The following is a 16,405-nucleotide window of genomic DNA, read 5'->3' as shown; positions in this document are numbered from 1 at the left end:
TATTTCGAACGTATCCAGTTGGGAGAGAACGACGATGGCTTCGGCATTGTGGCACGGGTTCGCGGACATGGGCGCTGTGGAGAAGAACGGCGCGTTTGTCGTCTCACGCGGTGAGGGCGCGTACATCTGGGACCGCGAGGGCACTCGGTATCTGGATGCGACGGCGGGCCTGTGGTTCACCAATGTCGGGCACGGCCGCACCGAGATCGCGGATGCGGTAGCGGCTCAGTTGTCGAAGATCGCTCATTTCTCCAACTTCGGTGATTTCGTTCCCGAGACCACGCAGGTGTTGGCCGAGCGTCTGGCGGCCATCGCGCCGGTTGCCGGGAGCAAGATCTTCTTCACCTCGGGTGGTTCGGATTCGGTGGACACTGCGGCGAAGCTGGCTCGCCGGTACTGGCACGAGGTGGGGCAGCCGGAGAAGACGATCATCGTCGGACGCCAGAAGGCGTATCACGGAATGCACGTTGCCGGAACAGCTCTCGCTGGTATTCCGGTGAACCGTGAGGGGTACGGCGAGCTGATGGCGGATGTGGCGACCGTCGGCTGGGATGATGCGAAGAGCCTGCTCGAGTTGATCGAGAAGATCGGTGCGAACAAGATCGCTGCGTTCTTCGCGGAGCCGATCATCGGTGCGGGTGGGGTGTATCTGCCGCCGGAGGGGTATCTGGCGGAGGTGCGTGACATCTGCCGCGAGCACGACATTCTGTTTGTCGTCGACGAGGTCGTGACCGGTTTCGGCCGGATCGGTGGTGAGTGGTTCGCGTCCACCCGTTTCGATTTGCAGCCGGACATGATGACCACGGCAAAGGGTTTGACGTCGGGTTATGTTCCGATGGGTGCGGTGTTCATCGCGCCGCGGGTGGCGGAGCCGTTCTACGCGGGTTCGTGGTGGCGCCATGGGTACACCTACGGCGGGCATGCCGGTGCTGCTGCGGCGGCGATGGCGAACCTCGACATTCTCGAGCGTGAGAATCTGCTCGCGGAGTCGAAGCGTTTGGAGGCGTCGTTGCATACGCATCTGCAGCCGTTGGCGGAGCATCCGCGGGTGGCGGAGGTTCGTAGTGGGCTCGGTGCGGTCGCGGCTGTGCAGTTGGCCGATCCGGCGGAGGCGTTGCCGTTTGTGAAGACGCTTCGCGAGCATGGTATTTCGGGTCGCGCTGCGGGTCAGGGTGCGATGCAGATTTCGCCGACGTTTGTGATGACCGATGATCAGGTCGCGGAGATGGCAGCGGGAATCCTCGCAGCCCTCGGCTAGGACTGTCGTTTTCCGTTGACAGACATCGTGTTACGGAATCATTAAGCCGAAGAAAATGTTTGGGCCCTTCGTGGCGTGGTCCTCATTTCGGTCGAAACTGCCTCCAACACTGACGATGACCCCTGCCCGCATCATCTGCCACCATTGTTGCCAATCTCGGTGAGTGGGTTCTGGCAGATTGTCATCACGTCCAAATCTCGGTCCTGCATTAGCGTTTCACTCCAGACACGGTGTTTGTGAGCTGGGGCACAAAGCATTTCGAACACCTTCCTCCTTTGCGAAAGGTCTCGTCATGCCGATCTGGACGTTGCACGGAGACGGAAAGAACATCGGAGCCGGTGAAGTGGTCGCTCCCGGCGAGCGACTCAGTTGGGCGAGAACCATCGGGTTGGGCGGCCAGCATGTCGTGTCGATGTTCGGCGCGACGTTCGTCTTCCCGATCATCATGGGCCTCAATCCTCAACTTGCCGTGATGATGTCAGGCTTTTGTACGCTCTTCTTCCTGCTGGTGGTCAAGGGGCACGTCCCCAGCTACCTCGGAACATCCGCAGCTTTTGTCGGTGGCGTTGCCGCCATTCGTGCCCAAGGTGGAACGACGGCCGAAGTGACCGGTGCGATTCTGGTGTCGGGGTTGGTTCTGGGATTCGTCGGCATCGCCATCCACTTTCTCGGCGGTGGCGTCATCAGTAAAGCGCTACCGCCGGTGGTCACCGGCGCTGTGGTGATGTTGATCGGCTTCAACCTGGCGCCTGTGGTCGCGGGGTTGTACTGGCCGCAGGATCAGTGGGTGGCACTGATCGTGATGGTTGCACTGATCGTGATGAGCGTTGCGCTACGCGGCTTCCTGGGACGTATCGCCATTCTCGTCGCGCTGGTTTTCGGCTACATCTTCTCGTGGGTCCTCGACCGGCTCTCCGGTCCGATCACGTCCGCCAGTGGTAGCGGCGCACCCACCGAGCACTTTCGTGTCAACTGGGATTCGGTGCACTCGGCGTCCTGGTTCGGGTTGCCGCCGTTCTCGGACGAAGCCAACGGGATCGTCGGTATCCACGCTCCCTCGTTCAGCCTCACGTTCATCGTTCTGGTGCTTCCCGGTGTCATCGCACTGGTCGCGGAAAACGCCGGACACGTCAAGGCCGTCGCCGAGATCACGGGCGACGATCTCGACCCGTACATCGGACGCGCCATTGCCGGTGACGGTTTTGCCACCGCCATCGCCAGCGCAGTAGGCGGCTCCCCTACGACGACTCATGCCGAGAACATCGGTGTCATGGCTGCCACGCGGGTGTACTCGACCGCCGCGTACGTGATTGCGGGTTTCATCGCGATCCTGCTCGGCTTCTCGCCCAAGTTCGGAGCAGTCATGGCGGCGACGCCCGGCGGCGTCCTGGGCGGAATTCTTGTGGTTCTGTTCGGCATGATCGGTCTGCTCGGCGCCAAGATCTGGAAAGAGAACGGCGTCGACTTCGGGAACCCGCTGAATCTGATGCCGATTGCCGCCGGTCTGATCATCGGTATCGGCGACACGGCGCTGAAGTTCAGTGACACGTTCTCGCTCGGAGGTATCGCGCTCGGCACCATCGTCTTGATCGTGATGTACCACCTCTGCCGGCTCGTAGGGTCCTGGAACCCTGAACTGAACAGGCCGAAGTCCGGCAGGCGGCCGGGCGCAACGCCGGGGGCGAATGCGTCAGATGACGAACGCGAAGAGCCCGTGGCGCAGCTCACGTGATGCCAAGTTGAATGTATGCCAGGTATGACCCGTGACCGTTGTCACATCTGCACAAAACGTGAAGTGACTCATAGAGGCAGGATTGAGTAATGAAACCGTCGCCGCTGACTTATCACCGACCGTCCTCGGTCGAGGACGCGTGCCGAATCCTCTCCGAGGTCTCTCACGAGGGGAAGGTGCTCGCCGGTGGGCAATCGCTTGTGCCGCTGCTGTCCATGCGCCTCGCCGCGCCCGCCCACATCGTCGACATCGGATCGATCCCGAACCTCGCTTCGGTGACCTCGTCCGAAGACGAAGGAGTGCGGTTCCAGGCCCTGGCCACGCACTCGGTGCTGGCGGCCGACGAAGGTGCTCGTCGAGTCCAGCCTCTGCTGAACCGTGCTCTGCAGTTGGTAGCGCACCCCACGATCCGTAACCGCGGGACGAGCGTCGGCTCCATCGTCCATGCCGATCCGTCGGCGGAGATGCCGGCAGTCCTGACGCTGCTCGGGGGCAGCGTGACCGTCCAGTCGGTGCGTGGCACCCGCGAGATCGCGTCGACGGATCTCTTCGCCGGCCCTCTCGAGTCGAGCCTGGAATCAGACGAGATCGCGGTGTCGGTGTCGGTGCCCGCCGCCGAACCCGGCGTGGGAACCGCCATCGACGAGATCGCGCGTCGTCACGGTGACTATGCACTGGTCGGCGTCGTCGCCCGGATTCGCGTGGTCGACGGTCTGGTGGCCGAAGCGCACATGACGTACGTGTCCGCCGGAGAGCTGGGGCAGGTCGTGGACTACACGAACGTGCTGGCGGGGGCGTCCGCGACGGATCAGCGAGACCCGCGGTGGCGCACCCTCGGGGAATGCGCCCGCGCGCAGATAGATACCGAGGCAGACATTCACGGGACGGCGGCGTACCGCTCGCAGTTGGTGTCCGCGCTCACGGCGCGGGTCGGCTTCGCGGCGGCAACGGATGCTCTCAGTGAGAACGCAGTACTGGCAGGAAAGTGGTGACAATGTCCAAAAACGATCGCTCCATCGATGATCAACTTGCCGAGTTGGCAGCAGACACCGGTGAGCACCATGTAGCTGTCACGTTCACGCTCAACGAGGTGACGAACACCGTCGTTCTTCCCTCCCGCACTCTGGCTTCGGATGCCATTCGTCACCACCTCCGTAAGACGGGCACGCACGTGGGTTGTGAACACGGCGTGTGTGGTGCGTGCACCGTGCTGCTCGACGGAAAGCCTGTTCGATCCTGTCTCGTCCTCGCGGCCAGCCTCGAAGGTCGATCGATCACCACCGTCGAAGGCCTCGTCGAGCCGGACGGCACTTTGCATCCGGTTCAGCAGGCGTTCAAGGATTGTCACGGTCTGCAGTGCGGATTCTGCACTCCGGGATTCGTGACGACCATCGCGGCATTTCTCGAGGAGAACCCCAACCCCACGCGGGAGGAAGCTACCGACGCGATAGCGGGAAACCTCTGCCGTTGTACGGGGTACCAGAACATCAGGGCGTCGGTTTTGCGCGCAGCCGAGATCAAGCGTGAACGGGCCGGGCAGTTCCCGCTCGGAATCGACGACGCGTCCACTCGGGAGGCGTTGGATCGCAAGGTGCGGGGAACAACGAATCCTGTCGGAGGACGGGCGGGTAAGGCATGAGTACTCCGGTCAAACCAGCAAAGCGCAACGGGGCGAAGCACCCCGCTTCCGATCATTCGACGGCCGATCATTCGGTTGCCGACGACGGCAAGTTCTTCGGTAAACCGATTCCGCGCGAAGAAGATACGCGTCTGCTCAGCGGTCAGGGGCGATACCTCGACGATCTGGGCCACAACGCGCTGATCGCGGCATTCGTCAGGTCGCCGCACGCTCATGCGCGAATCATCGACATCGACATCGACCAGGCGCTGGAAGTGCCTGGTGTGCATGCCATCTACACCTACGAAGATCTCCTGGCCGACACGCCGGAAATGGCGGAGAACCTGCCACTGCTCATTCCGCATCCGGGAATCATCGCTCCGCGCAACGGGTATCCCCTCGCGAAGGACGAGGTGAAGCATGTCGGCGAAGCCATCGCCATGGTGGTCGCCGACAACCGGTACATCGCCGAGGACGCTTGCGCGAAGATCGACGTCACCTACGAGGCGCTGAAGCCTGTAGTGGGGATCGACGTCGCTCGCACCGCCGCGAACGCCGTCCACGCAGACGTTCCGGACAACGTCGCCGCTCACCTGCAGCACGGGTTCGGAGATCTGGATGACGAACTGGCCGCCGCGCCGCACCGACTGACGCTGGATCTCGAAATCGAGCGTTCGGCTTCCATGCCGATGGAGGGCAAGGGCGTCTACGCACGTTGGGACGGTGACGAGAACACCCTCACGTTCTGGACCTCCACCCAGACGTCCACGTCCGCCCGCGCCGCAATCGCCGCGCGATTGGGGATGGCGCTGAACAAGGTTCACTGCATCGCTCCTGACGTCGGCGGCGGATTCGGCGTCAAGATCGTTCACCCGTGGCCCGAAGAAGTCATGATCACGTGGGCCGCTCGACGCCTCGGCCAGGCCGGTATCTCCTGTGAGGTGAAGTGGGTCGAGGATCGCCGTGAGCACTTCATCTCGAGCGCACACGAGCGCGGGCAGATCCAGAAGGTCGACATCGGATTCGACGACGATGGTCGTCTGTTGGCGTTCGACTTCACGTTCTGGCACGACAACGGTGCTTACCTGCCGTACGGGATCATCGTCATGATCAACACCGCGACGCAGGTTCTCGGGCCGTACAAGCCGAAGTCGTTCCGGGTCAACGCCTATTCGCTGTATACCAACACCGTGATCGTGACCCCGTACCGCGGCGCCGGACGTCCGCAGGCCGTGTTCGCGATGGAGCGATCCATGGACGCCATCGCCAAGTACCTGAACAAGGACAAGATCGCGGTGCGGGAGGCGAACTTCATTCGCCCCGAGGACATGCCGTACGACTTCGGCCTGATGTTCCAGGACGGACGCCCGTTGATCTACGACACGGGCGACTACCAGGCGGGCATCGACAAGCTCAAGAAGCTCATCGACTGGGACGGATTTCCCGAGTACCAGAGGAAGGCTCGTGCCGAAGGTCGGTCGGTCGGCATCGGTATCGGCGCGTACGTCGAGGGAACCGGACCCGGACCGTACGAGGGTGCGCACGTCGTGGTCGAGACGTCCGGAAAGGTCAAGGCCGCAACAGGCTTGACGACGCAAGGCCAAGGCCATCAGACCGCGTTCGCCCAGATCGTCGCGGACGACCTCGGAGTGAAGGTCTCCGACGTCGAGATCGTCACGGGTGACACCCGCCGGTTCGGTTATGCCGTCGGCACTTTCGCCTCGCGTGGGGCGGTCATGTCGGGTTCGGCCTTCCATGTCGCGGCGCAGATGGTCGCGGAGAAGGCGAAGAAGATCGCCTCCGGAATCTTGGATCTGCCGGAAACCGAACTGGAACTCCGGGAAGGGCACGTGTGCAAGATCGGCACCGAAGCCGGAGTGGAGGGTACGTCCGTACCGCTGAGTGTTGTTGCCGTGCTGTCGAACCCGCTACGATATGCGTTCGACCGTGAGTCGAAGCTGGCCACCGGTTTCGCCAAGACCGACACGGACATGTCGAAGCCGCCGATTCCCGAGGGTGAGCAGCCCGGTCTGGAAGCAACCGGCTACTACTCGCCGCCCAGTTCCACCTTCGCTTCGGGAGTGCACGCGGCGATCGTCGAAACCGATCCCGTGACAGCCGAGATCACGGTCCGTCGTTACGTTGTCATCCACGACTGCGGAAACGTGATCAACCCCCGCATCGTCGAAGGTCAGGTCATGGGCGCCGTTGCGCAAGGTATCGGCGGCGCACTCTACGAGCGGATCGTCTACGACGAGCACGGGCAGATGCTCAACGCGTCGTACATGGACTTCTTGATGCCGTTCGTCACCGAGATGCCGGATTCGCTCGAGATGGATCACACCGTCACGCCGTCGGGACTCAACCCACTCGGAATGAAGGGTGCCGGTGAGGCGGGTGTGATCCCCACCAGCGCCGTCATCGCGGCTGCCATCGAGGACGCCGAAGGAATCTCGATCACGTCCATGCCCATTTCACCGTCCGAACTGTTCGAACTTCGACTCGCACACGCGGGTTCGTCATCAGAGGAGAATGCATGAGAATCGCCGGCACCGCGCAGCTGACGGCACCTCGCGAAGAGGTCTACGACAAGCTCCAGGACGGTCGTGTACTGGCCGCGACCATTCCCGGTGTGCAGTCGCTCGAGCAGCTCACGGACAATCACTACAAGCTCTCCATCATGGCGGGAGTTGCGTCGATCAAGGGCGTCTACGACGGCGAGGTTGTTCTGTCGCAACAGAATCGGCCCAATTCGTTTGTCATGACGGCTTCGGGGGCGGGTGCTCCCGGCACGGTGAAGGCGGACGTCACGGTCACCTTGACGGAGAACGAGGGTGGCACGCTGCTTTCGTATGACGCCGACGCCGTGGTCGGCGGGATGGTCGGCGGCGTCGGGCAGCGCATGATCACCGGTGTAGCCAAGAAGATGGCCGGGGTGTTCTTCAAGAGCATCGACGGCGTCATTGCCAACGGCATCCCCGAGAAGGTCACTGCCGCCGTGGCGGCGGCGGTACCGGCAGTGGCGGTCGAAGGCGCGCCGGTAGTTTCCGGAGCTGTCGCGGCACCGGCGGTTCTTCCGGCCGCCGCACCGACAGCGGGCAGCACAGATGCTCGCACGGTGATGGTCAGCGCCGTCGTCGGCGCAGCCATTGCTTTGTCAGGTGTTGCTATAGGCGGATTCCTGGCGCGTTCTGGTTGTCGCGAGTAGTTCACTCAGGTGTCAACAGCTGATTCACGATGAGGGAAACGCCCCGAACCGACCAGGTTCGAGGCGTTTTTCACGTCCGCGTAACCCACGGGGGCGCCGGCGAAGATCCGCTCGTGATCGTGCGCCGAACCTTGGTCCCCCGATTCGGCGAATTGTGACAAAGAATCCGCTCTTCCGAACCTGTGGAATAGCTCTACACGTCAGGTACGAGCCACTCACCGGCTAGGCCGCAACCGTCGATCGGTACCAGACGAGACGAGCCAAAGATCTCAGGAGGAAGCGTGGAACCCAGGAAGATTCGGGTCGGTATCGATACCGGCGGAACGTTCACCGACATCGTGGCAGTGGACGACGAAACCGGCGCCATCGTCACCACCAAGACCCCGTCCACCCCGGCGGACCCCGCCGAGGGCTTTCTCGCCGGTATCGAGAAGGTACTCGCCAAGCTCGGTGAGAGTGGCGACTCCATCGGTGCGGTCAGCCACGGCACGACCGTAGCGACGAACAAGCTGCTCGAAGGCAAGGTCGAGAACCTCGGCTTCATCACCACCGAGGGCTACGAGCACGTTCTCGAGATCGCTCGTCAGTCGGTGCCGGACGGTTACGGCAACTCGTACTTCTGGGTCAAGCCCGAACGCATCGTCCCCGCCGATCGTGTACGCACCGTCGGTGGACGCCTTTCCTTCGACGGCAGCGAGATTCGTCCGCTCGACGAAGAGAGCGTTCGCAGCGCAGCGCAGTTCTTCAAGGACCGCGGGATCCGGACCATCGGCGTCTGCCTCATGCACTCGTACGCCGATCCGACGCACGAGGAGCGCGTACGCGACATCCTCTTCGAAGTTTTCCCCGATGCGACGGTGAGCATCTCGAGCCAGGTGCTGCGTGAGTACCGCGAATACGAGCGGTCCATCACCACACTCGTGGACGCCGCGGTCAAGCCGAACATCCGCAACTACGTGAACAACATCGCGAATCGTCTGCGTGAGTTCTCGACCACCGACGGTGAACCCCGCGACATCCCGTTCTACGTCATGAAGTCCAACGGCGGTGTCCTGTCGGCCAAAGAGGTTGTTCACCAGCCTATTACGACAGTCCTGTCGGGACCGGCCGCCGGAGCCCTCGGTGCTGCGCTGATCGCCGACGCCGCCGGCGTCGAGCAGGTGTTGACCTGTGACGGCGGCGGAACGTCGACGGATGTCACCGTCGTGGTTCGCGGCGAGCCCGCGCTGACCACCGAAGGGCGAGTGGGCAACTACCCGTCGAAGATCCCGATGATCGACGTCGTGACCGTCGGCGCCGGTGGTGGGTCGATCGCGTGGATGACGCCGGAACACACCCTCCGAGTCGGCCCTCAGTCGGCCGGCGCCGATCCCGGACCGTTGTGCTACGGCAAGGGCGGCAGCGAACCGACCATCACCGACGCGCACGTCCTGCTCGGTCGCATCCCACCCCACCTGCTCGGTGGCGAGATTCCTCTCGACACGGAATTGGCACGCAAGGGCCTCGAAGAGCTTGCAACACAGCTCAGTCTGGGCTTCGAAGAGTGCGCGGTCGGCGTCCTCGAGGTCTCGGCATGGAACCAGGCCAACGCCCTGCGTCAGATCACCGTCAAGCGTGGCCTCGACGTTCGCGACTTCACCCTCGTGACGTTCGGCGGTTCCGGCTCCCTGCTCGCCTGCCGTCTCGTCGACATCCTGGGTCTGAAAGACGTTCTCGTCCCGCTCAATCCGGGTAACGTCTCCGCGTTCGGTCTGCTGACGGTCGATGTCCGCAACGACTACGTCCAGACGCACGTCAGTCGTCACGACCGGTTGAAGGCTGAAGACCTGCAGAGCCAGTTCGACGCGCTGGCCGGCGAAGCCGAGATCGCGCTTGCCGAAGAGGGTTTCGACGAGACGCAGCGCAAGTACTCTCGCACTGCGGATCTGCGTTACCTCGGTCAGGCCTTCGAGGTACGCGTCCCGGTGGCGGAAGGTACCGTCACGACGCAGATCATGGACGACGCGGCCGAGGCGTTCCACCAGGCGCACCGCGAGCTGTACGGCTACGACTTCCGGGGAGACCCGTCGCAGCACGTGGAATGGGTCAACCTGCGCGTGAGTGGCATCGGCCCGATCAAGCGTCCGACGCTCAAGGAGATCCCGGCCGGCACCGGCGCCGACACCGCTCGAACCGGTTCGCGTCAATCGTATTTCGACAGCTGGGTCGAAACGGCCACCTACGATCGCACACTGCTCGGTGCGGGTGACGTCATCGAAGGACCGGCCGTGATCGAGGAGTTCAGCTCGACTGTCCCGATCCATCCCGGATTCTCGGCACGTATCGACACCTTCGGGAACATTCGTATCTCGAAGTCTTCCGACTCGAACGGAGTGAAGTGATGACCGCCATTCTCGATGCTGCTGCCACCGCGGCCAAGCCGTACCGACTCACCGCTACCGACGGCGCGTCACCTGATCCGATTCTGGTCGAGATCGTCGCCGGTTACCTTGCCAGCGTGGAAATGGAGGTCGAGACCTCCATTTCGCGCACCTCGCGCTCACCGATGATCCGTGACGCTCACGACTTCCGCGCGGGTATTCACGACCGGAACCTCCGCAAGCTCACGGGCCGTTCGTATTCCGCACTGGTTCATCCGATCGCCCGGGACTTCCCACTCGAGACGATGAAGCCGGGAGACGTGTACTTCCACAACGACGTCTACCTGTCCGAAGGTGGCATCGGCCATCTCCCCGACCTCTGCGTCACGGTGCCTGTCTTCGCCCGCGTCACTCCCGATGCCGAGCCGAAGGTTGTTGCGTTCGTTCAGGCATTCGGTCACCACGACGACATCGGCGGTTGCTGCCCCGGCTCCATGCCGTCCGGCGCGACCACGGTGTACGAAGAGGGACTGATGGTTCCGCCGATCAAACTGTGGGACCAGGGAGTTCCCAACGAGGCGGCGCTGCGAATCATGACGCGTAACTCCCGCATGCCCGACGCTCTCGCAGCTGACCTCGACGCCGAGTGCTCGGCGTGCCTGATGGGTGCGCGTCGACTCACCGAATTGTTCGAGCGCTACGGCGTCGACACCGTCGAGTCGTGCTTCGACGCGATGATGGACGCGACCACCGAGACGTACCGCCGCGAGATCCTCAGCAAGATCCCGGTCGGTGAGTACACGTGGGAGGACTACGCCGAGCACGACGGCGTCGACGAACCGATGCTCCACATCCAGCGGATCACGCTCACGAAGACGCGGCCGGAGGACGAGGGCGGCGAGCGACTCATCCTGGACTTCAACGGAACCGGACCGCAGGCAAAGGGTCCGATCAACCACTGCGGTGACTACGCGGACGGAAACTTCCTCATCAAGTGGTTGGCCCCGATTCTGCGTAACCTCGCGGACACCCCGGAGCGCATGGCCGAACTGGATGTCAACGAGGGCGTCGTACCGCTGATCGAGATGAAGTTCCCCGAGAAGGGAACACTGATCACCCCGATCTTCCCCGCTCCCACCAACGCGCGCACGTTTGTCATCCTCCGTCTGCTCGGAGTGCTGGCCGGCGTCGTGGCCAAGGCTGTGGACGGCAACATGCCCGCCGATCAGGAGACCATCAGGTACACCGGTGTTTACGGTGAGGACTTCGAGGGTCACTCGTACCTCATGCGTGAGGTGCTCGGCGGAGGTTCCGGCGGACGCTACTACGCCGACGGCGAGGACACGATTCACGTCGTTCCCGATTCACGGAACCTGCCGACCGAATTCACCGAGAGCCGTTTCCCCTTCATCGTCGAAAAGCTCGGTCTGGCCATGGATTCGGGCGGAGCCGGACGCTACCGCGGCGGTCTGGGATACGAGAAGCACATCCGCATGCTCAAGGATGCTCACTTCATGTCCATCGCGGACCGTTCGATCCTCGCCTGCTGGGGAGTCAAGGGCGGCAAGGCCGGTCGGCCGTTCTCCGTCGTCCTGGATCCGGGTGGACCGAACGAGCGTGAGTTCGACGCGCTGACCGATGCCGAGCCGATCAAGGCCGGCGAGGTCGTACGGATTCGCACCACCGGTGGTGGCGGTTGGGGAGATCCACTGGAGCGCCCGACCGAAGAGGTCTTGCGAGACATTCAGTGGCGCAAGGTTTCCGTAGAGGGTGCACGCGACGACTACGGCGTTGTCGTCGTGATCGAGGGTGACGAGCCGACCGTCGACGAGGCTGCTACCACGGAGCTACGGGATCAGTTGCGCTCGGAACGCGGTGAGAACGAACCCTTCTTCGATCGGGGTCCGGGCTACGCGCAGCTTTCCGGTGGCGCCACCTCAGCGGTCTACGACTACGTCTAGGACGGAAAACTCTCATGGAGAACGGAATTGCTCGCGGCGCCGACATCGCGGTGATCGGCGCCGCGGGTAAGACCGGTGAGGCAGTCGTCGCTGCACTGCCGCCGAGCGTGACAGTTCGGCGACTGGTGCGAAAGGCGCGTGTCGACGGGGACTTCGAGGTAGAACTGGAAACCGGAAGCGGACTGCGCAAGGCGCTCGCCGGGTGCCGAGGCGTGTACTTCATTGCCCCGAACGTCCATCCCGACGAGCCCGCACTGCTTCGCAATGCGCTGACGGCAGCGGCATCGGCGGGAGTGGAGCACTTTGTCTATCACTCCGTCGCGTGGCCGTTCAGCCCGTCCATGCCGCATCACCTGGACAAAGCCAGGTGTGAGGACGAGCTGCATCGTTCACCCTTGAAATGGACTGTGCTGCAACCGTGTGCGTACGCGCAGAATTTCGAGGCGGTACTCACTGGTCGGTCTGACACCATCGTCCTGCCGTACAGCGCGGAAACGAAGTTCTCGTTCGTGAGTCTGGCGGACGTGGCGGCTGTTGCCGCGGTCGTACTGAGCGAGGGCTCGGGTGAACATCACGGAGCGACGTACGAGGTGGGCGGCCCGCAAGCTCTGAGCGTCATGGAGGTGGCACAGATGGTGGAAAAGCAGACGTCACGGACCGTCGCGATAGATCAGATCAGCGTGGATCAATGGCGCGAACAGATCGGCAGCAGCCTTGACGTCAACGCCAGCTCGCGTCTGGCGGCGATGTTCGAGTTCTACAACCACCACGATTTTCTTGCCGGCAGCGCGGCCGTCGAACTGCTTTTGGGTCGCCGACCGATGGCCGTCGAGAGCCTGATTCGCTGAATCCGGCTACGAAATGCCTCCGACCGCCCAGACCACCAGTGGGGGCAGGGCGGCCAGGATCAGGCAGACCGTTCCGTTGAGCCACTTGTGCTCCACCGTGACGGCGGCGAACTCGCGCAGAATGGCGCTCGGCAGGTAGTACCGGGCGGTGTGGGAACCGATGACTTCCGCATCCAGATCGAGGCTTCGGGCAAACGTCGCAGTTCGGAGGATGTGGAAGTTGCTGGTGACCAGCACCATTCGAGGCTTCGTGGTGTTGGCACGGAGAAGGTCCCTGGTGTACTCGAGGTTCTCGAGCGTGGTGGTCGAGCGGTCCTCGAGAATCACGCTCTCGCGCGGTATCCCGTGATCGACGAGGTAGACGCACATTGCCTCCGCCTCGCTGACCACCTCGTCCGAACCCTTCCCGCCGCTCACGACCAACAGTGGTGAACGTCCTTCGCGGACCTCGGCGCGAAAGACGTCGGCCGCCTTGTCCAGACGGCTGGCAAGCAGGGGTGTCACGTCGGCGCCCGAAAGCCCGGCGCCGTGAACCACTATCGCGTCCATCCCGGGCTGGTACTTCTGGCGTCCGTAGACGTAGGAGTAGAGCAGAAAGCTCGTGAACAGAAACCCCAGGTACGACGCGACCAGGCTGAACGAACCGAGAACGACTGCGAGCCAATATCTCTGCGTCAGCAGCGCTGATGCGAGCAACACGTAGGGAACGAGCAGGCCGAGTCCGGCGACGAGTGAGAGCAGATTCGCGACGCTGAATCCCTCGCGCCGCAGCATCGTGACTCCGTTGACGATCAGGAATCCTGCGAGCATGAGCACCAGCAACGGCGAGAGCAGAGCGATCGTCGCGATGACGAACGACGGGACCTCGGTTCCCGGCGCACCCGACTGCAACATCCACAGACCGGTGAAGATCAGTCCGAGAAGTAGGTAGACGCCGTTGCTCAGCCTCCGTCGATCCTGCCTGAACCGGTAGCCGCAGAATCCGAGCAGCGCGAGGCCGATGAGGAGAAGGATCACGGAGCCAGCCTAGGCGAGGCGCTTACGACACGGGCGCCACCACCTTCGACTGCTGGATCGCGGACAGGACCCTGGTACGGCACTTGATGAACAGTGGGTCTGCCTTGGTGGTCAGTTGATCTCGAGCTCCGGTCAACGGGACGTCGACGATGTCCTGCGTCAATGCCGGAGTTCCGCCGAGGACGACCACTCGATCGGACAGGTACACCGATTCGTCGACGTCGTGGGTGACGAGGAGGACGGTGATGCCAAGATCACGCTGAAGCGTCAGCAGCAGGTCTTCGAGTTCCGCGCGGGTCTGCGCATCGACCGACGCGAAGGGTTCGTCCATGAGGAGTACCTGCGGCCGATAGGCGAGAGCGCGAGCTATCGCCACTCTCTGCTGCATTCCGCCGGACAACTGCCAGGGGTAGGAACGCGCAGCACCGCCTAGACCGACAACGGCAAGTGCATCGCCAACCCTCTCGTTCTGAACCTTCCGCGCCAGACCGTTGCCCCGTAGCGGCAGGCGAACGTTCTCGCCCACTCGAAGCCACGGCATCAGTGTGCGTCCGTAGTCCTGTGACACGAGAGCCAGCGTGGCCGGCGGTGCATCGATCGCGATCCCGGCGATGCGGACCTCACCGGTGGTCGGCTTCTGCAGACCGGCGATGCAACGAATCAGCGTGCTCTTGCCGATGCCGGAATGGCCGACGATGCAGACGATTTCTCCGGGTGCAACGGACAGATCGATGCCGCGGAGCACTTCGCGGCCGGTGGGACCGCCGTAGGTCACCCCGAGGCCGCTCAGTTCGACTGCGGGTTTCGATGCCGCAGATTCTGTGGATGACATCAGTTTCCTTTCACTGCGAGAGCGTCGTGGGTCCGCGGCTGCCATCTGAGCAACCATCGTTCGATCACGCCGTATCCGAGGTTGAGCACGTATCCGATGATTCCCAGCAGGAGAATTCCGGACCACATGTCGGCGATCGCGAAGGTCTGTTGCGCGACGATCACGAAGTGACCGATTCCTGCAGTGGAGACGTACATTTCGCTTCCGACCATGATGACGACACCGATCGCGAGACTGGTGCGGATACCGACTGTTATCTGCGGCATCGCTCCGGGGAGGAGTACCTGCGTCACCAGGAGGGGTGTACGGATCCGGTAGCTGCGCGCCACCAATCGGATACTCGGGTCGATGGAGCGAATGCCGTCGAGGGTGTTGAGGAGTATCGGCCAGACCGCGCCGAAGGCGATGGCGGCAACGTTACCCGTCGAACCGGTTCCGAAAACGATGAAAAGAGCGGGTAATACGGCCAGCGCCGGAATAGCGCGGAAGAACTGGAGAAACGGATCGGCAATGTCGGCAGCCAGCGGGAACATTGCCAGCAGGAGACCGGCACCGACGCCGACCACCAGTGCCACGGCGAGACCGAAGGCAAGGTTGGTCAAGCTCGGTACGACGTCGTGGACGAATCCCGGACCGAACCAGTTGTCCACAAACGCTTTCCAGATACGCGACAGCGGCGGGAAGTAAGGCGACTTGCTCGACTCCGAACCGAAGTACCATACGACGACGATCAAGATCGGCAGCCACAACTCCCACACGAGGAGTCGAAGTCCTGACATCATCTTCACGTCGTCATCCTCCTCGGGATGTAATGCCAGGCAAGTAAACGATTCTCGATCGCCATCACGGCGAAGGCGAGCAGCATTCCGAGTAGTCCGGCGACGATGATCAGTGCGAACATTCGATCGGGGACGGATTGGCTCAGCAGGATCTCCTTACCGAGTCCCGGCACGCCCGCGATCAATTCTGCACCGATGGTCAGCAGCAAGCTCAGTGTTGCCGAGATGCGAATCCCGGTGAAGATGTAGGGCATCGACGCCGGTGCGACGACGAGAGCGAGTCTGCGCCACAGCGGAAGTCGGAAGGAGCGTGCGGTCGCCAGCAGTTCCGGGTCGACGTTGCGCACACCGTGAATCGTCTGGAGCAGAATCGGCCACACACTTACTGCCACGATCAGTGCCACCGCCATCCGTTGCGTCGGGCCCATGATCAGCAGAAAGAGCGGAATGATTGCGAGCGGCGGAACGGTTCGGCAGAAGTCGATGACGAAACGGGAGGAGACTGTCAGGAACGGGTGCGCGGCGAGCAGCAGTCCTGCCGGGATTCCGATCACCAGGCACAGCGCCAAACCGATCGCTGTGGTGGTCACCGTTTGTCCCAGTGATGTCCACAACGAGGATGTGCCGAGTTCGTTCACAAGGGCCACTGCCACGTCGCTGAACTTCGGAATACCTTTGACGTCCTCGTCGCCGAGCATTCCGAAGATCTGCCAGGCGGCTGCCAATGCGAAGAGCGTCAGCAGCCGACCGAGCAGAACCTGCCTGCGGCGAGTCTGCAGGGTTGTCAAGGCG

At 62.8% G+C, this 16,405-nt stretch carries 13 protein-coding genes; 9 read left to right on the top strand and 4 right to left on the bottom strand.

Going from position 1 to position 16,405, the window contains the following annotated elements; all coding sequences use genetic code 11:
• The first annotated feature begins 34 nt into the window (after nt 1-34).
• The 9 genes from AOT96_RS09775 (at nt 35) to AOT96_RS09735 (ending at nt 12,985) form a co-directional block, all read left to right on the top strand.
• On the top strand, nt 35-1,258 hold the full coding sequence (locus tag AOT96_RS09775) for an aminotransferase family protein (RefSeq protein ID WP_065351653.1): 1,224 nt from the start codon (nt 35-37) through the stop codon (nt 1,256-1,258).
• Between the two features lie 292 nt (nt 1,259-1,550).
• The gene (locus AOT96_RS09770; protein ID WP_003945984.1) at nt 1,551-2,990 is read left to right on the top strand and encodes a uracil-xanthine permease family protein; all 1,440 of its coding nucleotides are present in this window, start codon (nt 1,551-1,553) and stop codon (nt 2,988-2,990) included.
• A gap of 89 nt (nt 2,991-3,079) precedes the next feature.
• Nucleotides 3,080-3,982 carry an FAD binding domain-containing protein gene (locus AOT96_RS09765; RefSeq protein WP_047271858.1) on the top strand — a complete coding sequence of 301 codons (903 nt, stop codon included), beginning with the start codon at nt 3,080-3,082 and terminating at the stop codon, nt 3,980-3,982.
• A gap of 2 nt (nt 3,983-3,984) precedes the next feature.
• Complete coding sequence (locus tag AOT96_RS09760) at nt 3,985-4,629, top strand: (2Fe-2S)-binding protein (protein ID WP_003946048.1); 645 nt, start codon at nt 3,985-3,987, stop codon at nt 4,627-4,629.
• Nucleotides 4,626-7,148, top strand: a complete 2,523-nt coding sequence (gene cutA / locus AOT96_RS09755) for an aerobic carbon-monoxide dehydrogenase large subunit (protein WP_058039341.1) — start codon at nt 4,626-4,628, stop codon at nt 7,146-7,148. Before AOT96_RS09760 ends, cutA begins: the two co-directional genes overlap by 4 nt.
• Nucleotides 7,145-7,816, top strand: coding sequence for an SRPBCC family protein (locus tag AOT96_RS09750; protein WP_050656897.1), 672 nt, complete (start codon nt 7,145-7,147; stop codon nt 7,814-7,816). Before cutA ends, AOT96_RS09750 begins: the two co-directional genes overlap by 4 nt.
• Nucleotides 7,817-8,097: 281 nt before the next feature.
• Nucleotides 8,098-10,197, top strand: coding sequence for a hydantoinase/oxoprolinase family protein (locus AOT96_RS09745; RefSeq protein ID WP_007735491.1), 2,100 nt, complete (start codon nt 8,098-8,100; stop codon nt 10,195-10,197).
• The gene (locus tag AOT96_RS09740) at nt 10,197-12,137 is read left to right on the top strand and encodes a hydantoinase B/oxoprolinase family protein (RefSeq protein WP_065351652.1); all 1,941 of its coding nucleotides are present in this window, start codon (nt 10,197-10,199) and stop codon (nt 12,135-12,137) included. The genes AOT96_RS09745 and AOT96_RS09740 overlap by 1 nt, the downstream gene beginning before the upstream one ends.
• A gap of 14 nt (nt 12,138-12,151) precedes the next feature.
• On the top strand, nt 12,152-12,985 hold the full coding sequence (locus AOT96_RS09735) for an NmrA family NAD(P)-binding protein (protein ID WP_003945973.1): 834 nt from the start codon (nt 12,152-12,154) through the stop codon (nt 12,983-12,985).
• Nucleotides 12,986-12,991: 6 nt separating this feature from the next.
• On the opposite strand, the gene AOT96_RS09730 is transcribed toward AOT96_RS09735, so the two are convergent.
• From AOT96_RS09730 to AOT96_RS09715, 4 genes are read right to left on the bottom strand one after another with little or no spacing between them, the layout of a single operon-like run.
• Nucleotides 12,992-14,002 (bottom strand): YdcF family protein, encoded by a 1,011-nt coding sequence (locus AOT96_RS09730; protein ID WP_047271863.1) that lies wholly within the window; start codon nt 14,000-14,002, stop codon nt 12,992-12,994.
• A 22-nt stretch (nt 14,003-14,024) separates the two neighbouring features.
• Entirely contained in the window at nt 14,025-14,834 is an 810-nt protein-coding gene (locus AOT96_RS09725; protein WP_064113529.1) for an ABC transporter ATP-binding protein, read from the bottom strand.
• Complete coding sequence (locus AOT96_RS09720) at nt 14,834-15,616, bottom strand: ABC transporter permease (RefSeq protein WP_231915863.1); 783 nt, start codon at nt 15,614-15,616, stop codon at nt 14,834-14,836. The genes AOT96_RS09725 and AOT96_RS09720 overlap by 1 nt, the downstream gene beginning before the upstream one ends.
• A 2-nt stretch (nt 15,617-15,618) precedes the next feature.
• Nucleotides 15,619-16,401 (bottom strand): ABC transporter permease, encoded by a 783-nt coding sequence (locus tag AOT96_RS09715; protein ID WP_020971398.1) that lies wholly within the window; start codon nt 16,399-16,401, stop codon nt 15,619-15,621.
• Nucleotides 16,402-16,405 lie beyond the last annotated feature (4 nt).

It is taken from the genome of Rhodococcus sp. 008 (assembly GCF_001682295.1).
GTDB classification, from domain to species: Bacteria; Actinomycetota; Actinomycetes; order Mycobacteriales; family Mycobacteriaceae; genus Rhodococcus_F; species Rhodococcus_F qingshengii.
Note: the sequence above shows the minus strand (reverse complement) of the source record. Positions and strands in the feature narration are given on the sequence as shown.